This is a genomic window from Clostridium frigoris, assembly GCF_018861865.1.
Taxonomy (GTDB): domain Bacteria; phylum Bacillota; class Clostridia; order Clostridiales; family Clostridiaceae; genus Clostridium_AD; species Clostridium_AD frigoris.
In genome coordinates this window covers 23,474-46,766 of sequence record NZ_JAHLDV010000029.1, presented here as the reverse complement: position 1 = coordinate 46,766, position 23,293 = coordinate 23,474, and the positions used below count along the sequence as shown (strand labels likewise).

24 protein-coding genes are annotated in these 23,293 nt (G+C 29.3%); 3 read left to right on the top strand and 21 right to left on the bottom strand.

Going from position 1 to position 23,293, the window contains the following annotated elements:
* Positions 1-379: 379 nt before the first annotated feature.
* The 13 genes from KPL37_RS12520 to KPL37_RS12460 form a co-directional block, all read right to left on the bottom strand.
* Positions 380-607: a KH domain-containing protein gene (locus tag KPL37_RS12520; RefSeq protein ID WP_071613236.1), complete on the bottom strand. Its 228-nt coding sequence runs from the start codon at positions 605-607 to the stop codon at positions 380-382.
* Between the two features lie 34 nt (positions 608-641).
* Complete coding sequence (rpsP, locus tag KPL37_RS12515) at positions 642-884, bottom strand: 30S ribosomal protein S16 (RefSeq protein WP_216149860.1); 243 nt, start codon at positions 882-884, stop codon at positions 642-644.
* Positions 885-932: 48 nt separating this feature from the next.
* A complete protein-coding gene (ffh, locus tag KPL37_RS12510) occupies positions 933-2,282 on the bottom strand; it encodes a signal recognition particle protein (RefSeq protein WP_216149858.1) in 1,350 nt (449 codons plus the stop codon).
* Positions 2,283-2,292: 10 nt separating this feature from the next.
* A complete protein-coding gene (locus KPL37_RS12505) occupies positions 2,293-2,640 on the bottom strand; it encodes a putative DNA-binding protein (RefSeq protein WP_216149857.1) in 348 nt (115 codons plus the stop codon).
* 99 nt (positions 2,641-2,739) lie between these two features.
* Complete coding sequence (gene ftsY / locus KPL37_RS12500; protein ID WP_216149855.1) at positions 2,740-3,651, bottom strand: signal recognition particle-docking protein FtsY; 912 nt, start codon at positions 3,649-3,651, stop codon at positions 2,740-2,742.
* Between the two features lie 52 nt (positions 3,652-3,703).
* The gene (gene smc / locus KPL37_RS12495) at positions 3,704-7,258 is read right to left on the bottom strand and encodes a chromosome segregation protein SMC (RefSeq protein ID WP_216149853.1); all 3,555 of its coding nucleotides are present in this window, start codon (positions 7,256-7,258) and stop codon (positions 3,704-3,706) included.
* 142 nt (positions 7,259-7,400) lie between these two features.
* Entirely contained in the window at positions 7,401-8,501 is a 1,101-nt protein-coding gene (locus KPL37_RS12490; protein WP_246578262.1) for an elongator complex protein 3, read from the bottom strand.
* Entirely contained in the window at positions 8,485-9,186 is a 702-nt protein-coding gene (gene rnc / locus KPL37_RS12485; protein ID WP_216149849.1) for a ribonuclease III, read from the bottom strand. Before rnc ends, KPL37_RS12490 begins: the two co-directional genes overlap by 17 nt.
* A 56-nt stretch (positions 9,187-9,242) precedes the next feature.
* Positions 9,243-9,476, bottom strand: a complete 234-nt coding sequence (gene acpP, locus KPL37_RS12480) for an acyl carrier protein (RefSeq protein ID WP_343216265.1) — start codon at positions 9,474-9,476, stop codon at positions 9,243-9,245.
* 62 nt (positions 9,477-9,538) lie between these two features.
* Positions 9,539-10,537, bottom strand: coding sequence for a phosphate acyltransferase PlsX (gene plsX, locus KPL37_RS12475; RefSeq protein WP_216149844.1), 999 nt, complete (start codon positions 10,535-10,537; stop codon positions 9,539-9,541).
* A 190-nt stretch (positions 10,538-10,727) separates the two neighbouring features.
* Positions 10,728-10,913 carry a 50S ribosomal protein L32 gene (gene rpmF / locus KPL37_RS12470; RefSeq protein WP_071613246.1) on the bottom strand — a complete coding sequence of 62 codons (186 nt, stop codon included), beginning with the start codon at positions 10,911-10,913 and terminating at the stop codon, positions 10,728-10,730.
* Between the two features lie 12 nt (positions 10,914-10,925).
* A complete protein-coding gene (locus tag KPL37_RS12465; RefSeq protein ID WP_216149864.1) occupies positions 10,926-11,426 on the bottom strand; it encodes a YceD family protein in 501 nt (166 codons plus the stop codon).
* A gap of 203 nt (positions 11,427-11,629) precedes the next feature.
* Positions 11,630-12,823 carry an acetate/propionate family kinase gene (locus tag KPL37_RS12460; RefSeq protein WP_216149843.1) on the bottom strand — a complete coding sequence of 398 codons (1,194 nt, stop codon included), beginning with the start codon at positions 12,821-12,823 and terminating at the stop codon, positions 11,630-11,632.
* Between the two features lie 284 nt (positions 12,824-13,107).
* Here KPL37_RS12460 and KPL37_RS12455 point away from each other — a divergent pair, with 284 nt between their 5' ends.
* The gene (locus KPL37_RS12455; RefSeq protein ID WP_216149841.1) at positions 13,108-14,331 is read left to right on the top strand and encodes a nucleotidyltransferase; all 1,224 of its coding nucleotides are present in this window, start codon (positions 13,108-13,110) and stop codon (positions 14,329-14,331) included.
* Positions 14,332-14,457: 126 nt separating this feature from the next.
* Positions 14,458-15,636 (top strand): sporulation integral membrane protein YlbJ, encoded by a 1,179-nt coding sequence (gene ylbJ, locus KPL37_RS12450; RefSeq protein ID WP_216149839.1) that lies wholly within the window; start codon positions 14,458-14,460, stop codon positions 15,634-15,636.
* Here the strand turns inward: ylbJ and KPL37_RS12445 are convergent.
* The 6 genes from KPL37_RS12445 to KPL37_RS12420 all read right to left on the bottom strand — a co-directional run bounded on the left by KPL37_RS12445 (position 15,619) and on the right by KPL37_RS12420 (position 21,675).
* Positions 15,619-16,143 (bottom strand): ATPase, encoded by a 525-nt coding sequence (locus KPL37_RS12445; protein WP_216149837.1) that lies wholly within the window; start codon positions 16,141-16,143, stop codon positions 15,619-15,621. The genes ylbJ and KPL37_RS12445 overlap by 18 nt on opposite strands.
* A gap of 11 nt (positions 16,144-16,154) precedes the next feature.
* On the bottom strand, positions 16,155-16,637 hold the full coding sequence (coaD, locus tag KPL37_RS12440; protein WP_216149834.1) for a pantetheine-phosphate adenylyltransferase: 483 nt from the start codon (positions 16,635-16,637) through the stop codon (positions 16,155-16,157).
* Between the two features lie 80 nt (positions 16,638-16,717).
* On the bottom strand, positions 16,718-17,281 hold the full coding sequence (gene rsmD, locus KPL37_RS12435; protein WP_216149832.1) for a 16S rRNA (guanine(966)-N(2))-methyltransferase RsmD: 564 nt from the start codon (positions 17,279-17,281) through the stop codon (positions 16,718-16,720).
* A gap of 76 nt (positions 17,282-17,357) precedes the next feature.
* On the bottom strand, positions 17,358-19,394 hold the full coding sequence (gene recG / locus KPL37_RS12430; protein ID WP_216149862.1) for an ATP-dependent DNA helicase RecG: 2,037 nt from the start codon (positions 19,392-19,394) through the stop codon (positions 17,358-17,360).
* A 257-nt stretch (positions 19,395-19,651) separates the two neighbouring features.
* Entirely contained in the window at positions 19,652-21,310 is a 1,659-nt protein-coding gene (locus KPL37_RS12425; protein WP_216149830.1) for a DAK2 domain-containing protein, read from the bottom strand.
* Between the two features lie 14 nt (positions 21,311-21,324).
* Entirely contained in the window at positions 21,325-21,675 is a 351-nt protein-coding gene (locus KPL37_RS12420) for an Asp23/Gls24 family envelope stress response protein (protein ID WP_216149827.1), read from the bottom strand.
* 196 nt (positions 21,676-21,871) lie between these two features.
* Here KPL37_RS12420 and rpmB point away from each other — a divergent pair, with 196 nt between their 5' ends.
* Positions 21,872-22,063, top strand: a complete 192-nt coding sequence (gene rpmB / locus KPL37_RS12415; RefSeq protein ID WP_216149825.1) for a 50S ribosomal protein L28 — start codon at positions 21,872-21,874, stop codon at positions 22,061-22,063.
* 283 nt (positions 22,064-22,346) lie between these two features.
* Here rpmB and KPL37_RS12410 read toward each other — a convergent pair whose 3' ends face one another.
* Entirely contained in the window at positions 22,347-22,517 is a 171-nt protein-coding gene (locus tag KPL37_RS12410; RefSeq protein ID WP_216149823.1) for a hypothetical protein, read from the bottom strand.
* A gap of 121 nt (positions 22,518-22,638) precedes the next feature.
* Positions 22,639-23,274 (bottom strand): thiamine diphosphokinase, encoded by a 636-nt coding sequence (locus tag KPL37_RS12405; protein ID WP_216149821.1) that lies wholly within the window; start codon positions 23,272-23,274, stop codon positions 22,639-22,641.
* Between the last annotated feature and the right edge of the window lie 19 nt (positions 23,275-23,293).

Below are 23,293 nucleotides of genomic sequence, written 5' to 3'. Positions count from 1 at the left end.
ATAACAAAACTAATGTTTCATTCCTTTTAGATATATTTTCACTTTTCAAAGTACAATTTAAATCTTAAAATTTTCAATCTAGTTTTTTCATAGGTTAGTTAACACTATCCAATATTATTTATTTTGTTTATGTTATAAATAAATCATCTCCTGGGTCGCTGCAACAGCTTCGAAGAAGATGCATTAACGACTTCAGAAGGAGATTTACCCCTTTGTAGTTCTCTGGAGTAGATAACAATTCTCAATTGTTATCCCCCCACTAAAGTTTTCCATTTGTTAGGGTATGTAACCACCACTTATATAAATGGGAGACTTTCCTTCTGAAATGTCGTTAAAACTCAGTATTTAAATAAAATAAGAGTTAGGAAGAACCTAACTCTTACTTTATTTCAACAACCACTTTTTTATTTTCTTTAACAGCAGCTGCTTTTACAACGGTACGAATAGCTTTCGCTATTCTACCCTGTTTTCCTATAACTTTCCCCATATCTTCATGCGCTACAGATAATTCTAAAAGAACTGTATGCTCATGCGCTACTTCGTTTACTACTACCATTTCTGGTTTATCAACTAAATACTTTGCCAATACTTCAAGTAACTGCTTCATGGAAAACTCCTCCATTCATTACTTACAAACTTTTCTAGTTGACTGCTATTTTGCTAAGTAACCTTTTAACTGTATCAGATGGTTGTGCACCATTCTTCATCCACTTAGTTGCTTTTTCAACATCTATTTTAATAGTAGTTGGCTCTGTTGTTGGATTATAGTATCCTATTTCTTCAATAAATTTACCATCTCTTGGAGATCTTGAATCTGCAACGATAACTCTGTAAAATGGAGCATGTTTAGCGCCCATTCTTTTTAATCTTATTTTAACTGCCATGTATATCACCTCCTTAAATCTAAATTTATTAATCTATCAAGTGTTATATTAAAAAGGCATTTTACCAAACATTCCCTTTTTACCGGGTTTTTGGAATCCTTTTGCTTGTTTCATAAATTTTTTCATCATTTCAAAATCTTTTATAACCTTATTAACCTGTTGGACTAAAGTACCTGATCCGTTAGCAATTCTCTTTTTTCTAGATGAAGATCCGCTAACCAAATTAGGATGTTTTCTTTCTGCTGCAGTCATTGATTTTATTATAGCTTCACTTTTTCCCATTTGTTTTTCACCTTGAGATAAGTCTACACCCTGCAATTCTTTTTTATTTAAACCTGGAATCATTTCAACTATTTTATTAAGTGGTCCAAGTTTTTTCATTTGCTGCATTGATGCCAAATAATCATCAAAATTAAATTCTTGAGATAACATCCTATTACTGAGTTCTTTTGCTTCATTTTCATCAAAAGAATCTTGTGCTTTTTCAATTAATGAAAGTACATCTCCCATACCAAGTATTCTCGATGCCATTCTATCTGGATAAAAAACTTCCAGGTCATTCATTTTTTCACCAGAACCAACAAATTTTATAGGCTTTCCTGTTATTGCCTTAATTGATAGTGCTGCACCACCCCTTGTATCTCCATCCAATTTAGTTAAAATGACTCCAGTTATATCTAACTGTGAATTAAAACTATCTGCTACATTAACTGCATCCTGACCAGTCATGGAATCTACAACAAGCATTATTTCATCTGGCTTTACACTTAATTTCATATTTTGAAGTTCTTCCATTAAGTTTTCATCTATATGAAGTCTTCCTGCAGTATCTAATATAACCACATTATTACCATTTTCACGAGCAAAGTCTATTGATGCTTTTGCTATATCTACAGGACTAACTTTGTCTCCCATTGTAAATACCGGAACTTCAATTTGTTTTCCTACAACTTGCAATTGTTTAATTGCAGCTGGCCTATATACATCACAAGCTACTAATAAAGGTTTTTTATTTTTTCTTTTAAGTGAAAGCGCAAGTTTACCACCCATTGTTGTTTTACCAGCACCTTGAAGCCCCACAAGCATTATAACTGTTAACCCACTAGTTGAAAACTCTAACTTACTTTCTGAATTACCCATTAAACTAGTTAACTCATCATTAACAATTTTAATAACCTGTTGCCCAGGTGTTAAACTTTGTAACACTCCATTACCTAAACACTTTTCGCTTACATTTTTCACAAAATCTTTAACTACTTTATAATTAACATCAGCTTCTAATAATGCTAATTTTACTTCTCTCATAGCATCTTTAATATCTTTTTCAGAAAGCTTACCCTTACCCTTTAATTTTCTTATGGTATCCTGTAACTTAGAAGATAACCCTTCAAAAGCCATAATAAACCTCCTAAATATTCTCGATAATTTGTGTTTTTATATCACATATAAGCTGATTCATATTTTTATCTTTTATATTATTTTGTAATTCATCTAATTCTAATATTATATTTTCAAAGGTTTTCTTTAATTCATGGTCTTTATTTAATAATTTCAATTTTTGTTCATATACTAAAAGCGCATTATCAGATCTTTTTATAGTATCATGAATAGCTTGCCTACTAGTATTATTTATTTCTGCTATTTCAGATAAAGATAAATCATTATTAAAATACAAATCCATTATGTTTCGTTGCTTTTGCGTAAGTAATTCCCCATAAAAATCTAATAATAGTGAAATTTCAAATCTTTTTTCCATTTCATCACCGACTCACAAATCATATAATATCAGAGTTTAAATGCGGTGTCAAGTAGTTTTACTTAACAGGCACATATTTTTATGTTTTTAACTTGCATTTTAAAACAAAGCCTCTACGAAATCTTTCGAATTAAACTCTTGTAAATCATCAATACCCTCACCAACCCCTATATATTTAACAGGTATATTAAGTTGATTCTTAATTGATATTACAACGCCACCTTTGGCAGTACCATCTAATTTAGTTAGTATAATACCATCAATTGGACATATTTCCATGAACTGTTTAGCTTGTTGAATTCCATTTTGACCAGTAGTTGCATCAATAACTAGTAGTGTTTCCAGATGAGCTTCACTGTACTCCCTTATAATCACTCTATTTATTTTTGCTAATTCATCCATAAGATTTTTTTTGTTATGAAGTCTTCCTGCCGTATCACAAATCAGTACATCAACTTTTCTCGCTTTAGCTGCTTGAACAGCATCAAAAACTACAGCCGCAGGGTCAGAACCTTCTTTGTGTTTTATTAATGCAACATCTGCTCTACTACTCCAAATTTCTAACTGTTCAATTGCCGCTGCTCTGAATGTATCCGCTGCAGCAATAAGGACTTTATACTTTTTAGATTTTAATGATGATGCTATTTTACCAATAGAGGTAGTTTTACCGACTCCATTAACTCCTATTATCAAAATTACCTTTGGTAGCTGTACATTTTTTATTTGATCTTCCTCTTCACCTAATATATCCATTAAAACTTCTTTTAAACAAGGTATAATATCTGATGGATCTTTTATTTTTAATTCCTTTACTTTTTTTCTAAGTTTTTCAATTATATAAACAGAAGTATCTACACCAATATCTGCTGTAATTAATATTTCCTCTAGCTCCTCATACAATTCATCATCAATTGTAATTGCTAAGTTTAATACTTCGCTAACTTTTTCTGTAATACTATTTCTAGTCTTTGCTAATCCATCTTTTAATTTATCAAAAAATCCTTCAAACATTTCTATTCCTCCTTGTTTCTCCTTTGATGTACAAAACGATTATTATAAGTCTTTACTTTTTTAAATCAATTGATACTATTTTTGATACACCCTTCTCTTCCATGGTAACACCATATAATACATCCCCAGCCTCCATAGTTCCTTTTCTGTGGGTTATTATAATGAATTGAACATTATCGGCAAATCTCCTTAAAAACTCTGCGTATCTAACAACGTTTGCATCGTCAAGTGCTGCCTCTATTTCATCCAAAATACAAAATGGTGTTGGCTTCATCTTGAGTATTGCAAATAATAATGCAATCGCAGATAAAACTTTTTCACCACCAGACATTAAACTTATATTTTGAAGTTTTTTTCCTGGTGGTTGTACATTTATATCAATTTTCGCTGTAAGTTCATCACCCTGTGTAAGTATTAAATCCGCGCTACCACCTTTAAATAGCTCCATGAATGTCTCATTAAAATTTTGTCTTAATATAATAAAATTTTCCGCAAAGATTTTTTTCATTTTCTCAGTCATTCCACTTATTACAGTTAATAATTCGTTTTTAGCTGATACTAAGTCTTCTTTTTGATCATTCATAAATGTATATTTATCCTTGACCTCTTTATATTCTTCAATAGCACTTACATTTATTTTACCAAGCAGTCTAATAGTCTCTTTTAATGTTGCTATTTCATTTTTAAGCTTATAAATATCGTCAATTTCTTTTTTAAATATTAGTGCCTCTGCATATGTTAGTTCAAAGTCTTCATTCAATTTTTTGTAGTAATTATCCTTTTCCATGCTTACTTTTGCTAGAGCTAATTGACACTTATATAAACTTTTTTCTATTTTTTCAAGCATCGACGTAACATTATCAAACTGACCCACATTTATTTTTATATTGTCTTTAATTTTAATCCTTTGAATTTCATAATCCTTAAAGTTTTTTTTCATTTCTTCTATGGTAATCATTATTTCATTTGCCTTTTTATCTACAATTCCAATTAAACATATACTTGTTTCCTTATTTTTTATGGCTTCTTCTATTTCCTTAGAATATACAATTATTTTTTCGCTGAAAGATAATATATCTACATTCAATCTTTTGATTTCAGCATCCTTATTACGTAACGCCTCATAGACTTGAGCTTTTTTTATCTTAGCCCCTGTAATCACTTCTTTTATATTTTCAATCTCTTGTAATTTATCTTTCAATTTAAATTCAATTCTATTTAAATTTTGCTCTATTTCATCTTTTGCATGTGTAAACTTAGTAACTAGCATATTTTTTTCTTCGATTTCTATATACCCTTGTTTAAGTTTACTATCCTCTGAAGACTTTTCAATATTTGAATTTTTGCTATCGCTCTTTAATCTATTTGTATCATCTACTATTGAATTTATTTTAGCTTCTTTTTTTGCTACCTCGATATTTTCAAAGTGAATTTTTTCTCTTATCTTTAAATTTTCATTGTCAAATTTTAAAATTTCAGTTTTACCTTGTTTTATTTTTTCAAGATAAACAATATTCTCTTTTTTTAGTGTTGATATTTCCTTATCTAATTCTTTAATTTCTCTTTTTCTTCCGATTATACTTGATGTTTTTGTATATATGCTTCCACCAGTTAGTGATCCACCAACGTTTATAACCTCACCAGATAACGTAACAATTTTAATTCTATGATTATTGCATTTTGATATATGCAAAGCTGAATCCATATCTTTACATATAATCGTTCTACCTAAAATAAATGCCATAACCTCACTAAATTTTTCATCATACTCTATAAGTTCGCTTGCTATCCCGATAAATCCTGGATTACTTTTAGTTTCATTATCAATTGAAATCTTTCTGCCCTTAATAATGTTTAAAGGTAAAAACGTTGCACGTCCAAGTTTATTTACTTTCAAGTAATTTATTAATATTCTTGCCACGTTTTCATCTTTAGTTATTATGTGTGATATAGTTCCACCCAAAGCAATTTCTAAAGCCACTTCTAAATATTTTTCTACCTTTATAATTTCACCAAGTACAAAACATTCATTAATATTACCTATTTTACCTTCATTAACATTTTGCATTAAGTTCTTTACAGATTTATTATAACCTTCATGTTTTTTCTCGAGTATTGTAAGCACATTAAAATTAGCTTCAGCTTTATTAATTTTAAAACTACAATTCTTCATCTGTTTCTCATCTATAGATAAAATATTTTGAAGTTTACTAATTTCGATTTTATTTTTATCAAGCTTACTTTCATATTGTATTATCTTTTGTCTTACTTCTTTCATTTCACTTTCAAAAGTTATTTTTGTATTATCATTTACTTTTAATAAATTCTCAAGATCTTCAATAGTGTTTTTCAACATAATTATTCTACTTTTAGATATATCTATGTTGTTATTTAAGATTAATAAACTATTATTAGACACCATATTTTTGTTAATATTATTTTGTTTTTCTTCATTAAGAGATTTAATTTCATTACTTTCAATTTCTATGTTTCCCTGAATATTCTTTATTTTTATTTCTTCTAATTTGATTTCTTCATCTATTTCTGTTTGAGTATTTTTTATATCATTTAATGATTCCTCGGCTTTTATGTTATTATTTTTAAGTTCTAACAAATTATTATGAGTTATACTACTCTCACTTGTTGTTTTATCAATGACTTTTTCTAAATTATCTATCCTCTCATGAAGAATATTTGTTTGTGAAATATTGTTTTGATATATTATCTTATTATCATAAAATAATTGTTTTTCGCCCTGGCTTTTATTTTCAAACTCTTCAAACTTTTCATTTAAGACTTCAACCTCTTTCTTAAAAGATGTTTTTTCTTCTGTAGTCTTTACAACCTCTACCTGTAATTTATCTAATTCCTCATGTAATCCTTTCATTTTCTCTTCAACTTTAGTAATAGAATCAATAATTATGCTAACTTCTTTACTTTTTAATTCTTCGAAAAGCTTTAAAAATTGTTTTGCCTTATCACTTTCATTCATTAGTGGTTCTAATCGTTCCTCATAAGTGCTTAATATATCACCTATTCTAATTAAATTTTGATCGGTGCTATCAAGTCTTTTTTCTGCTTCCTCTTTCCTTGTTTTATACTTAACAATTCCTGCAGCTTCTTCAAATAATTTTCTTCTATCTTCTGTTTTACCACTTAAAATAGCATCAATTTTACCTTGTCCAATAATTGAATATCCTTCTTTTCCTATGCCGGTATCCATAAAAAGCTGTTGAACATCTTTTAACCTACAAGATGTATTATTTATTAAATATTCACTTTCTCCTGAGCGATATAATCTTCTCGATATAGTTACATTAGAATAATCAATATCCAATTCACAATCACTATTATCAAGCGTTAAGGACACCTGAGCGAGTCCCACGGGTTTTCTAAACTGTGTGCCTGCAAATATAACGTCTTCCATTTTATCGCCTCTTAGGCTTCGTACACTTTGCTCTCCAAGTACCCACCTTACAGCATCTGAGATATTACTTTTTCCGCTTCCATTTGGCCCTACTACTGCTGTAATACCTTTTTCAAATGTTAACTCCGTTTTATCTGCAAAGGATTTAAATCCTCTTATTTCAATAGATTTTAAGAACATGAAACACTCTCCTATTTTACCTGAATAACATCGGCAATACAAAACCTATAGTAAAAATGAATACAATACCGTAGATTATTACTTTTGTATATTTATCTCTTTTCGCTTTTTTCATACTTCACCTCGTATTTAAATTTTTTAATTAAAATCCTTTTTTATACTTTATAGACACGTACTCATATATAGTCATAATAATACACTGTCCTTTTATTCTTATGCTAATACTTCCACGATTAACTGTAATGTCTTGTGATATCTCTATTGAAATTGTTTTCAATCTATTTTTCAGTTCATTAAAGTAAATTTTTCCATTAGCATAAAGCTTTGAAATATCTTTTGGATTAATTTTTACTAAAACCAACTCATTAACAGTTTCTTTATTAAAACTATTCATGATAACATCATATATTAAATCACTATATATACTACCCTCAACTAGTTCTCTAAATGCAGGATGAAGTGGGCCAGCAACAAAATCATGTCCCTCTGATATTTCACTAGTAGGCTGTAATCCTATTCTAATAACATTTATATGGTTTTGAGTCAACATAATATAAATAATCTTACTTATATTTACCGCTTCACTTAATGAATAAGGTTCAAATTTATGATGTATGTACATTTTTTCCATTTGAGTATTTTTAATCACAAGAGCTGGATATATACGGCAAATGTCGGGCTTAAGGGCAATAACCCTTTTAGTTGTTTCAATATCTTTAGTTATATTATCTCCTGGAAGTCCTATCATTATTTGATGCCCTAAAATAAAACCATACTGCTTTATAAGCTTAGATGCATTTTCTACATCTAATGCTGTATGCCCTCTACCTGATTTTAATAGAACTTCTTCATCCATGGATTGGACCCCAAGTTCTATAATATCTACAGAGTACTTTTTTAAATTTCTTAATATATTATCATCGATGTAATCTGGCCTTGTAGATAGCCTAATGTATTTTATTTTATTATTATCTTTAAACTTTTTAGCAACAGTTAATAATTCTATTTGTTTTTCTATTTTTATAGCTGTAAATGTTCCTCCAAAAAAAGATACTTCAATAACAGCATCATCACTCTTTATGGTTTCAAGATATTCATTTATTGTTTTTTCCACATATACTGCATTAACTTTCGATTTTGTGCCTGTTATACTATCTTGATTACAAAACACACACTCATGTGGGCACCCTTCATGTGGAACAAATATAGGAATAATATAATGCAAGTTACTCACGTATATCATCCGCACTTTCCATAACCTCTTTAGCCGCATTTTGCTCTGCTTCTTTTTTGCTAAATCCTTGTCCCGAACCTTTTACACAATCATTTATCAAAATATTAACAAAAAACTTTCGTCTATGAGGTGGACCTTCAAATTTTACAAGCTCATAACAAATATTCACTTCTCCATTTTGCTGAAATATCTCTTGAAGTTTCGTCTTATAATCTAAAATTATTTCATTATTAATTGCTTTCTCAATAGTTGTTTTAAAGTTATTAAGTATAAATGCCTTAGAATACTCTATTCCTTTATCCAGATATATAGCAGCAAGCACTGCTTCAACACAATCGGCAAGTATTGACACTCTGTTCCTACCACCAGTAATTTCTTCTCCTTTGCTCATATTCATATATATTCCAAGTTCCCAGCTATTAGCTATATCACAAAGCGAATTTTCGCACACTATTAATGACCTGATTTTGGTTAAATAACCTTCAGGCTTCTGGGTAAAACGACTGTATAAGTGTTCAGATATTATAAGTTGCAATACGGAATCCCCTAAGAACTCCAATCTTTCATTAAACTCAACCTTTTTTTTCTGATTTGCAAAAGAACTATGTGTTATTGCTGTTTTTAATAAATCTTTATCACTAAAATTTAGTTTCAGTTTATTTTCAAGCTCCTGTAACTGTAGATCACTTTTCATTATTATTACTCCTTTTCGGAAGTTTATTTTTAATCCTTTATCTGTAGTTATATCGTTTATTCTTCGGAATGTGCTTTAATATATTCTACTATATTACCAACTGTCGCAATTTTTTCAACATCTTCATCTGGAATTTCTATATCATACTTTTCCTCAAGTTGCATAATTAGTTCTACAATATCAAGTGAATCAGCACCTAAATCATTCATAAAAGATGATTCCATTTTTATTTCTTCCTCATCTATATTTAATTGTGATGATATGCACGCTCTAATTTCTTCAAACATAATCCTTCACCTCCTTGTATTTGTATGTACTACATAATAAGCACTAGTAACTCAATTTTTATTTTTTATTTATCTGATAGTTTTTCAATTTCCAATTTTAATTTTTCAACAACATTATTTTCATAAAATATTGTTGCCTGTTTAATTGCATTTTTAAAAGCTTTCGCATCGGAACTTCCATGAGCTTTTATACAAATACCATTTACTCCAAGAAACGCAGCTCCACCATATTCTTTGTAATCGAAGTCTTTTTTAAACTTTTTAAAAACAGGTTTTAATAACAAACCACCAATCTTAGTCCTAAATGATGCCATTATACTTGTTTTTAATAAATCAAATATTGTAGCAACTGTACCTTCATACAATTTTAAAATCACATTTCCCGTAAATCCATCACACACTAAAACATTAACGTCACCAGTTGGAATTTCTCTAGCTTCCACATTTCCTACAAAATTTAAATTTGCTTCCTTCAATAACTTAAAAGCTGTTTTAGAAAGTTCATTACCTTTTTCTTCTTCACTCCCTATATTTACAAGACCTACCGATGGATTAATTACATTTAAAATATTTTCAAAATATATTTTTCCCATAAGTCCAAATTGTAATAAATAATTAGGCTTGCATTCTGCATTTGCCCCACAATCAATAATCATAAAAGGCATTTTTTTACCAGGCAATACTGGTGTTAAAGCCGGTCTATCTATTCCTTTTATTCTTCCCACTATAAGTGTACATCCAGCCAAAAATGCGCCTGTACTTCCGGCTGAGATAATAGCGTCTGCCTCTCCACTTTTTACAAGATTTAATGCCTTTACTAAACTAGAATCTTTTTTACGCTTAAGAGCCATTACCGGATGTTCACTTACATTAATAATTTCTGTAGCATTAATAATTTTTATTTTATTAGTATCATAGGTATATTTCTTTAACTCTTCACTTATTAATTCTTCACTACCAGTTATTAATATATCTATCTCATATTCTTTTATAGCCGCAACGCATCCTTCAACTACAGCATTGGGAGAGAAATCTCCACCCATTCCATCTACAACAACTACCATTTTAAGCCCTCACTTTAAACCTTCCCAATAAACAAATATAAAACTATTAATTTGTTTATTGGGTTATTTATTTGTTTACTTATATTATATACCATATTATTTAAATATCTATAGTATTAGTAACGCTAACATACAAATATAATTATATTTATATGTAAAAATAAAAAAGAAAGTCTTTCGACTTTCCTTTTTATTTTTGTTCCATTGAAACAACTTCTCTATTTTTGTAATATCCACAGTTTTTACATACTCTGTGAGCAAGCTTCATATCGTGGCATTGAGGACATTCAACTATTCCTGGTAAACCAAGTTTAAATGTTTGCGCTCTTCGAGAATCTCTTCTACCTTTAGAAAATTTTCTAGCAGGATTTCCCATTGTAACACCTCCTTAATCAGTTGAAAACAAATTTTTTAATTTTGCCAACCTTGGATCAATATCATCAATAATACAATTACATGTACTATGATTTAAATTGATTCCACACTGATGGCATAAGCCTTTACAATCTTTATTACAAAGTCTTTTTATAGGCAGAATAGAAATGATATTATTTTCCACAATCTCATTTAAATCTAATCTATCATCTTCAATAAAAATAATATCCTCATCTTCACTCTTTAGAGTTTTCGACAATCTTTCATTTAATTCAATATGTATTAAATAAGAAAAGGTCTCAAGACACCTAGAACAAGCAAGTAATAGTTCTGTATCAATACTTCCAGTTAAATCTATATCATCATCATTAGATTTTAAAATCAAATGCATTTTAACTGGTTTAGAAAATTGTATAAATTCATTATCATAGCAAAACTTAGCTTTTTCTAAATCTAAATCAATTTCTTTTCTTGCTCTTTTATTACTAAATAATTCTGAAACGTCTATTACCATACTATCCACTCTGAAAAACTAAATACTAATTAATTTTTCTCATATAAAGAAAACTCTCTATATCTTGTATAAAAAAATTATACAGCTCGAGCAAAGCTTCTGCGTCCCTCCTAACTAAATTGTTTTTTACTTACATCAAACACAGTCTATTATATAAACAATTCAATAAAAAGTCAAGAATTATTTATGATTAAATTTGGTATTTATTTTATAAGAGCATTGGTGTCTCTTGCAATTACTAGTTCTTCATTTGTTGGTATAACTAATATTTTAATCTTTGAATCATCAGTACTTAATTCTGCACATATTCCTACAGCATTATTTTTTGTCTTATCTAAAACTGCTCCTAGGAATTCTAATCCCTTGCATATTCTCGCTCTTGTTCTAGGAGAATTTTCACCAAGTCCAGCAGTAAATATTATCGCATCTACTCCCTCCATTACTGCAGCATAAGCACCTATAAATTTCTTAACCCCATAACAAAATATATCAATTGCCAATTGTGCTCTTTTATTCCCATCATTCATAGCAGCTGATTCTACGTCTCTAAAGTCACTGCTTACCCCTGATACTCCTAAAAATCCTGACTCTTTATTCATTAAATCATTTGCCTCATCAATTGTTAAATTTAATTCTTTCATAATATATATTAATATAGCTGGATCTATACTTCCACATCTAGTTCCCATAGCTAACCCTTCAAGTGGAGTGAATCCCATACTTGTTTCCACAGATTTGCCATCCTTAACAGCAGAAACACTCGCCCCATTTCCTAAATGACAAGTTATTAATTTCAAATCTTTTATGTCCCTGCCCATCATTTTTGCAGCCCTAACAGAAATATATTTATGAGACGTTCCATGAAACCCATATTTTCTTATACCATAGTCAGTATAAAGGTAATACGGAAGCGGATACATATATGCAACCTCTGGGATAGTTTGATGGAATGCAGTGTCAAATACAGCAACCATTTGCGTATTAGGCATCAATTTTTTGCATGCATTTATACCCATTATATTAGCTGGATTGTGAAGGGGTGCAAGTTTTGTACACTCATCTAGTCCTATCATTACTCCGTCATTAATTATAACTGACTTTGCATATTTTTCTCCACCATGAACTACTCTGTGTCCTACTGCGTCTATTTCATTCAATTCTTTAATAACACCATGTTTCCTGTCTACAAGCGCAGCAAGGACTAATTTAATTGCATCTGTATGATTTTTCATTGTTTCTTCAATAATATACTTTTCTCCATTAACCTTTTGAGTTAATATTGATCCTTTTGCCGCTATTCTTTCAACTAATCCCAGGGCTAAACATTGTTCATTTTCCATATTAATTAATTGATACTTAAGCGATGAACTTCCACAATTTATAACTAATATTTTCATCAAATCTCCCCTTTTCTAAATAATATACACTATTTTGCCTATACATTTCAATATAATTAAATATATTATGTTTTCTTTTTATTGTATGATTTTATTCTTTTTTTAGATAGTATATACTTTTAATAATTGGTTGTATATTATATAATATGCATGAGTAACATTTCAATTATAGATTTAATATATTAATCAAAGTAAATATTATCTTGATATATATTTTGTGATAACTTTTCTCGTTGTATAAATTATCAACTTATAATTACTATAAATTTCCACGAGGTGATTTAATGAATGTTTCAGGTATAATTGTTGAATATAATCCATTGCATAACGGACATGTATATCATATTAATAAAACTAAAGAACTAACAAATTGTGATGTCTTAATTTGTGTTATGAGTGGGAATTTTACTCAACGCGGTATCCCATCTAGTATAGATAAATGGACAAAAACTAAAATGGCCTTAAGCAGCGGTGTAGATTTAGTACTAGAGTTACCGAGTATCTACAGTGTGTCCTCCGCAGAATTTTTTGCACAAGGTGCTGTTAGTCTTTTAAACAGTTTAGGAATAGTAGATAACATCTGCTTTGGTAGTGAACATGGTGATATTAATGATATATATAATATTTCAAATATATTACTTAAAGAGCCTGTTGAATATAGACTTCTATTAAAAAACTATTTATCCAAAGGCATTACATACCCTTTAGCAAGAGCTAAAGCACTTTATGAATATTCTACAAATTCAAACATGTTCATATCAAACTTATTGTTAGGCAATTTTTTAAATTCTTCTAATAATATACTAGGTATAGAGTATTGTAAAAGCTTACTAAAGCTCAATAGTTCAATCACTCCTTATACCTTAAAAAGAATAGGCTCAACTTACAACAGTGATTTTATAAATAATGAGTTTTCAAGTGCCACCGCTATAAGAAGATTTGTAAAAGAAAATGGTATTTCAACAAATTTTAAAGATTATGTGCCATATTCAGTGTTTACTGAAATTAGAAATTTATACTCTAAACACACTAAGTTTATATTTGAAGACTCTATGTTCCCCTACATAAAATATAAATCGGCTACATCCAAAAATTCCTTTATAAATTTACCAGATGTATCTGAGGGCCTTGATAATAGAATTATTAAATCCTTACAAAATAATTTGACCTACGCAAGTACGCTTGAAGATATAAAAAGCAAACGTTATACTTATAGTCGGATCAGTAGAATATTATGTCAATATTTTATAGGCTTTGATCATTTTGATACTACCAGATTAAGATCAGAACCTTGCCCTTATGCCAGAGTTTTGGGATTTAACTCAAAAGGAAAGTCAATTTTGAAATCCATAAAAACAAATAGCAGCATTCCACTTTATACTAAAATTTCTAAGAAATTTAATGAAACCTTAAGCCTTGACATTCAATCTACAAGGGCTTATAGCATCTTAAATAGAAGCATAGATCCGAATAGTGACTTTTTAACATCCCCCATTATTGTAAAATAATAATAAATGCGACTATCATAATTCGATAGTCGCATTTATTATATTTAAAATTAGTATTTCTAATACATAAGTTTATTAAATTCAAATATATTTAGTATAGTAGTACTTTAAGGAGGGGGCTTAAAATTGAAATTACTGTTAATTATATTATTAATCTCTATATTGTTTTTAATATTCAAGCTGTTTAAAACTTTAAAAATAAATTTCTCTGTGACACTGATTTGTTCCCTTATTATTCTTCAAATAATATTAGCTCCGAGTATTTGTATCCACTACACTATTTCTGGTGCAAAATTGTTTTTCAATGCAATTTTCCCATCTCTTTTTCCATTTTTAGTTGTAATAAATATTATAATAGGCTATGACGGTATTCATATTTATTCTAAATTACTAGGAAATTTAATATGCAGGCCATTAAAATTGCCAAAAGAATGCAACTTTGCACTTTTAGTTAGTGTACTATGTGGATATCCACTAGGTGCACGTTATACTTGCGATTTATATGAAAAAAACATAATCGATTTAGATTCCTGTGAAAGATTATTAAATATTGCTTCTAATGCAAGCCCACTTTTTATTTTAGGATCAGTAGGCACATCTATGATGTTTAGTCCTAAATTGGGCTATATACTATTGTTATCCAATATTCTATCATGTGTTTTTATGGGATTAATTATTCCCTCCAAAAATTATGCTTTTAGAATTAAGTATAGAAGTAACAATTTTTCTAAAGCTGAGTCAAACAGTCTAAATATTGGTATTATATTTAAAAACAGTATTGAAGATGCAATTAAAAACACGCTAAGTATAGGTGGTTTTATTGTGATATTCTCAGTAATAACAGGCATAATTAAAGACAATGTCATATTTAACATTGTCATAAACAAATTATCTTTAATTATTGGTGCTTCAGGTAATTTTATAGAAGGAATACTTCTCGGGATGCTTGAGATGACTAATGGGTGTTATTTAATATCCTCTAGTCATTCAAATCTTTATACAAAACTTCCAGTTTTGAGTTTTTTAATTGCTTTTAGTGGTCTATCTATAATTTCTCAAGTGTATAGCTATACATATAAATATACTGTTTCAATAAAAAAATATATTATAAGAAAATTTTTTCAAGGTATAATCTCTTCAGTTTTAACAATAATATTATATTATATTTTTTTAAATGCTTCATCCATTTTTACTTTCAATAATATGAGCATATATAAAAATTATAATTTGTATTTATTAATACTAATAATTTTAATTATACCATCATTACTTATAACTATAATTAAATTATTTCATACCTCTTAATTCTTTTACATTTTCCCTTATCGAAGTTGTAGTATTGGTAACTTCTTCCTGCATAAGTATTAAGAAATCTTGGACATCACCTTTAATTTCATGAAGCATTTTCTGTCCTTTTAATTCAATTTCTTTATCCAATTGGGATAATATTTCATCCGCATAATCCTTAGCTCCCAGTCTCATAATTTTAGCATCTCTCTGGGCTGATGCTATAATTTCTTCAGATCGATTTAATGCTTCTTTAACTAAGTCTTGTTTTTCAACCCTTCTTCTTATCTTGTCAACTGTCTCTTCCTCAAAAATCTTAGCTTGCTTTTTTGCATCAACTAAGATTCGTTCCTTTTCATCACAAACCCACTGTGCCTTCTTAAATTCATCTGGCAAATGATTTATAATTTGATCTATTATATCTAATATTTCTCTCTTATTTATAACTGCTTTACCAGTAACAGGTATTTTAGACGAACTCTCAATAATTCCTTGAAGATATTCTAAAAGCTTTATAACATCCATATTTCCCCCCCCTATTTAGAATTAATTTTCCTTATAATTTCCGGAATAATTTCCTCAGGTACTAACCCTTTAATAGATCCCCCAAGCATAGCAACTTGTTTAACTGAAGTAGAACTTATATAACAGTACTCCGTTTTTGTCATCATAAACACAGTCTCCTTACTTGGATCAAGTTTATTATTCATTGCTGCCATTTGAAACTCATATTCAAAATCTGAAACACTTCTAAGACCTTTAACAATAACCCTAGCATCCTCTTTATTCATAAGGTGAACAAGTAAACCACTAAACTTCTCCACACGTACATTAGGCAAATTTTTAACTACATTTTTTATTTGTGCTACCCGCTCATCTACTGAAAATAGACAATTTTTTTCAGGATTAACAACTACTCCTACAATCAATTCATTAAAAACTCTTGACGCCCTTTCAATAATATCTAAATGTCCATTTGTTATTGGGTCAAAACTTCCAGGGCAAATTGCTTTTTTCATGTTATTCCTCCATGTTTTCCTCAAGGGTGATTACAATTATTAATTATCCCCATGTATTTTCTAAAAGAAACTAATAATTTTTAATTACTAGTTTCCTTATATTTATAAAACAATACAGTAGTGTTACCATATTTTCTCGAATCAGACAAATGAATAATATCATTCCCCTCATATATTTCTTCAGATGAATCTATTTTACAAACTATAATTCCATCTTTATTTAGAAGACTATTTCTAGAAATTATTTCAATAGCAGGTGGAATCATATCTTTTGCATATGGTGGATCTATAAAAATTATATCAAACACGATTCCTTCATTTGCAAACTGCTCCATGTATTTATACGTATCACCTTTTAGACACTTACATATATCATTAAACTTTAAATTTTCTACATTACTTTGTAACATTTCAAATGTAGTATCTCCCATATCAATAAGGTAACATTTAGTTGCTCCCCTACTTGCCGCTTCTAGTCCTAAGCTACCTGTACCTGAAAACATATCAACAACTATTGCATCACGTACTCTATTTTGAATTATATTAAATATAGCTTCTTTTATTCTATCTAATGTTGGCCTCGTTCCCATCCCAACAGGTGACAATAATTTTCTACCTCTTGCACTTCCCGCTATAATTCTCATATGTTTATTCCTCCATTTAACCAAGTTTCGATAATATTTTAACATATATATGTATTTTATACAAAGATATTTTCACCTAATTAAAGCAAATATAGCTAGAAGTTTGCTCAATTTTTTGTAATATTTCGTTCTTTACCTTAGTATCACATGCATTATCACTTTGTATCAACCTCTTTGCTTCACTATTGGCGAGTTTTAAAATACCGATATCTTCAATTACATCTGATAAAATCAAACCTGATTCACCATGCTGCCTTATGCCAAACAATTCTCCTGCACCTCTAGTTTTCAAGTCTTCTTCTGCAATAAAAAAGCCATCATTACTTTTTATTAGTATTCCAAGTCTTCTTCTTACTATATTGTTTGTGATATTTGCAAGCAGTATACAATAAGATTTATACTTTCCTCTTCCTACTCTTCCTCTAAGTTGATGAAGCTGAGCAAGTCCAAATCTTTCTGCATTTTCAACTATCATAACTGTAGCATTTGGTACATTTACACCAACTTCAATTACTGTAGTTGAAACCAAAGCTTTAATTTCCCCTGCTTTAAATTTATCCATAATTTCATTTTTAAGTTTGCTAGGCATTTTGCCATATACCATTCCTACCTCTATAGATTTAAATTGTTCTCTTTTCAATTTTTCATAAAGCATCTCAACCGAGCTTAACTTCATTTCTTCATTTTCCTCCACGAGTGGACAAACTATGTAAACCTGTCTTCCCTTATTAATTTCATCTAAAGCGAATTCATATACTTTATCACTATTATCCATACTTTCATAAGATGTATCAATCTTCTGCCTACCTGGTGGTAATTCGTCTATAATAGATACATCTAAATCACCATATAAATATAAAGATAAAGTTCTTGGAATAGGAGTAGCTGTCATTACAAGAATATCTATGTTTTTCCCTTTATTAGAAAATCTATTTCTTTGTGATACCCCAAAACGATGTTGCTCATCAGTAACAATCATACCTAAATTTTCAAATTCTACATTATCCTCAATAAGTGCATGAGTACCAATTATAATGTCAATAATTCCACTTTTTAAATCTTGTTTAATTAATTGTTTGTTTTTAGCAGTTGTACTTCCACTTAATATTTGTATATTTAATGAAAAGTCATTTAGTATATTTTTAATTTCTTCATAATGTTGTTTTGCTAAAATTTCAGTTGGTGCCATCATAGCTGTTTGATAACCATTTTTTACAACGTTAAACATAGTAATAATAGCAACTACAGTTTTACCACTTCCAACATCCCCCTGAAGCAATCGGTTCATACCAATATTCTTTTTTTGATCTATTAAAATTTCTCTTACAACTTTACTTTGTGCCTTAGTAAGATTATAAGGAAGCTTTTCCTTTAAAGTTGTAAGTTCTTTTGTCATTTTAAATTGGATACCATTATTATGAGATTTTATAAATTCTTTTAACATTAATATTTTTAATGAATATGTAAAAAGCTCCTGAAATTTTAGTCTTCTTTTGGCTTCATTAAGGAGGTCTAAACTTTTAGGACTATGAATATTACGAATAGTGTCATTTAAAGAACAAAAACAATATTTTTCTATTATACCACTCGGCAAATTCTCTTTTATTATAATATTACAGAGTACATCGGAAATAATCTTATTAAAAAAATTATTTGTAATATTATTTTTAAGAGGGTATGTAGCAATAATTTCATTTTCATCCATCGACGTATTTTTTACTATTTTAGGATTCATAATTGTGATTTCTTCCTTAAATTTATCCACTTTACCTGTTATAAGATACTTGTTTGAGGTTTTAAAACTATTTTTTGCATAAGTTTGATTAAACCATTTACCTTTAAATTTATTATCACCTTGACAGAAAATTATGGTAGAAAGAGTTTTATTATTTTTTAACCTAATGTCCTTTAATATATTTAAAACGGTGCACTCAATAATTACTTTCTCAGTTTTTTCGCAGTCTAAGATGCTTTTACGTACAGGTACATTCTCATAGTCTCGTGGAAAATATAATAACAAATCTAGCACATTAAAAATCCCACACTTATTCAAACTTTCTGCCATTTTAGGGCCAACACCCTTTACATATTTTATATCGCTATAAGTATCCATAAATACCACCCCTGAAATATATTTTATTAATGGTTCTATTAATTTCATTTCTCGCAGTTTAACGACATTTCAGAAGGAAAGTTTTCCACTTATATAAGTAAGAGTACCTACAATAAGTAGGAGTTACTTACCCTAACAAATAGAAAACTTAAGTGAGAGTATAAATTACCTTCTGAAGTCGTCAATGTATCTTCTTCGAAGCTGATGCAGCTCACCAGGAGATGATTTAATTTACATGAAAAAAAGCCCGAGGGCTTTTATTCAACTGAAGCAATAAAATAATATAGTGGTTGTTTTCCATTATACTGTTGAATGTCTAAATTGGGGTATTTAAGCTCTAATTCAGAAATAAGCTTTTCTACTTCGCTTAAAATACAATCTTCTCCATAAAAGATTGTAATAAGTTCGCTATTATCATTTACCATACTTTCAATAATATCAGCGCAAACTTTATAAATATCAGTTCCAACCTCACAAATTTTTTGTTCAACTAAACCTAAAATATTTCCTTGTTTTATTAATTTTCCATCAGATTCAGTATCCTTAACTGCATATGTTACCGAAGCAGTCGCAACATTCTTTATTGCTTCTTTTAATTTTTCCTCATTTTCCTCTACACTAACATCTGCATTAAATATTGTTACAGCCGTTATTCCCTGTGGAATAGTTTTAGATGGAATGACCACTATATTTTTATCTGACAATTCAGCTGCTTGAAGTGCTGCCATAAGTATATTCTTATTGTTAGGTAGTACAAATATGTTTTCAGCGTGAATTTTGTTTATGCTGTCTATTATATCCTGTATACTCGGATTCATAGTTTGTCCGCCTTCTATAACAACATCCACACCTAAATCCTCAAAAATATTTTTTATTCCTTCTCCAAGGGCAACAGATATAAATCCATATTTTTTATTTTCTATTACATTTGCTTTTATTATATCTTTCTCTATTGATTTTTCTACTTTCTCATCAGTTATGCCTAATAAGTTTCTATGTTGATCTCTCATATTTTCAATTTTAACCTTAGAGAGTTCCCCTAGTGTTACTGCTTTAGAAAGCACAAGCCCTGGATCATTTGTGTGTATGTGGATTTTGAGAAACTCATCTTGTGAAACTACTACCATTGAGTCTCCAATTTTCTCTAAATACTCTTTTAATCTATTTGTATCAACATCTTTGGCTATAATTAATAATTCAGTACAATATCCAAATTTTATTTCTGCAACAGCGTCTCCTGCTGCAGATACAACAGTTTCTTTTTTAGTACTTTGTTTATTTGTATTATAAACTTGAGCCTCAATATTATTGCTTATAGCTTCCCTCATACCTTTAAACAATATGAGAAGCCCCATGCCACCTGCATCTACTACTTTTGCTTCTTTTAATGCTGCAAGCATATCGGGAGTTTTATTTAGCATTATTTCACTATGCTCACAAACCTCATTCATAAGCTCTACAACATCTGAAGCCCCACTATTAACTGCACTTTCACCCGCAGTCTTAATAATAGTTAAAATAGTTCCTTCAGTAGGTCTCATAACAGCTTTGTATGCAAACTTAGCACCTTCCAAAATACTTTTAGCAAACTCTTCAGACGTAGCTTCTGTTATGCCTTCTAGGCCCTTTGCAATGCCTCTAAATATTTGTGATAATATTACTCCCGAATTACCCCGTGCGCCCATAAGCGCTCCTCTAGCTAGTATTTTAGCTATCTCAGAAATAGATTCAGTTTGTATATTCTCAATTTCTTGAACTGCAGCTTTAAATGTCATTGACATATTAGTCCCTGTATCTCCATCTGGAACTGGAAACACATTTAAAGAATTCACATATTCTTTCTCATCTTCTAACCTATTTGATGCGTTAATTGCCATGTTTCGGAAATGTTGTCCATTAATCTTTAAGTATTCCACTTTCTATGCCCCCCTTAAACCCTTACACCTTGTACGTTTACCGTTATTTCTGCAACTTTTAGTCCTGTATAATTTTCAACGTTATATCGTATTTTTTGAATTATATTATTTGCTATTATTGAAATTTTTGTTCCATATTCAACAATTATATATAATTCGATAAACAGTTTGTTTTCTTTAGAATTAATTTTAACTCCCTTATTTAAACCATCACTTTTAATTAATTGCCAAAATCCATCCTTAGCATTTTTAAGCGCCATGCCGACAACTCCATAACATTCGGTTGTAGAAATGCCAACTATATTAGCTAACGCTTCCTCTGAATAATATATAATACCATTCTCGTTTGTAATGTTACCTTTCATTGTAATTCCTCCTTATAAAGCTATATAGATTATTTTATATTATATCACTAATTTATTCAACAAAATTAATTTTATAATTACTATCCTTAGTAATTATTTAGTTTTTAACTTGCAAGAGTAGTAGTATCTATGTTACAATAATGCGTGTTTCAATTGAGAAGAATTTGTTCTTCATAGTCTTAAGGAGGTGTTTTCATTGTCAAGAAAATGCGAAATATGCAATAAAGGTGTTGTTTCAGGTAGTCAATATAGTCACTCACACCGTGAATCAAAAAGAAAATGGGCTCCAAACATTCAAAAAGTTAAAGCTATAGTTAGCGGAACGCCTAAGTCTATACATGTATGTACTAGATGTCTTCGTTCAGGTAAAGTACAACGTGCTATATAATTAAGAAATAAGAATGCAGCTTTTTAGCTGCATTTTTTATTTAAATTCAACTAAAAAGTTGCATTTCTTATAAAAATTCAATTTCAAAACCTAATTTCACCTTTTCTATGTTATTTTTTTAAAAAGAATCTGATTATTCGGGACATAAATTTCGGTAATTTAATAGCCATAATTCTCATTTTTCTTACCTCCCAAACTAAAAATATTTAATTATAATCTTTTACAAATTAAGTATCCCTAAATTTTATTGATTTATTAAAACCCCCATATAATCTACATATCGCTAACAATGATCATTATGATCCATTATACTAAAACCAAAATAAACAATTCCTCCTCCCACAACAATTATCCACCACCAAAATGGAACTATTACTACTGTTAAAATTCCTATGCCTAAACATGCAATGATTACTCCAAGTTGCCTTTGTAAACACCTAAACCACCTTTTCATAAGTTGTTCTCCTCTCAAAGTATTCCAATAGTATTATATGATTTATTTTTAATAATGTTTACAAAATAAAAAACTATTTTTTATTGAAGTAATCAATAAAAAATAGTTTTTTATATAAATATTAATCTTTTGATAATATTATCATAAGCGTTCCAGATTTAAATTTAAGTTTAACTTGAGGACATGCAAACTCATTTGAAATACTTATACTCTCACCAATCTTTAAATTGTAATTATCTAAAGGATACTTAGCTCCTTCTATTGTTAATCCAATTATTTCATCGCCATAAGACTGAACTGAAAATACCTTACCTACGATACCATTTAATAGTGTTGAAGCATTGACTAACGTAATAATATTATTATTATCTTTAATACATGCATTAACGCCATTTTCTAAGCAAATCTTAAGCATTCCAATGTTTCCAAGTAGATGATCAACTCTACTGCCAGTACATCCTAACAGAACTACTTCACTTGGATTCATACCTATAGCCTTTCTAACTGCAATTTCAGTATCAGTAAAATCTTTTTCTGTCGGATAAATATCTAAAAAACAATTGTTTTTTTTATAATAATTAAGTACTTCTTTATCTATACTATCAAAATCTCCTACAAGTAAATCCGGTTTAATATTATAGTGATACAAACAATTGGCGCCACTGTCAGCTCCAATTAAAAATGTATCCTCTATAATTTCTTTCATGAGTAATTCCTTTAAGGGAGGTGCACCTCCTGATATTATTATAACCTTCATGTCAATCATCACCTTCGAA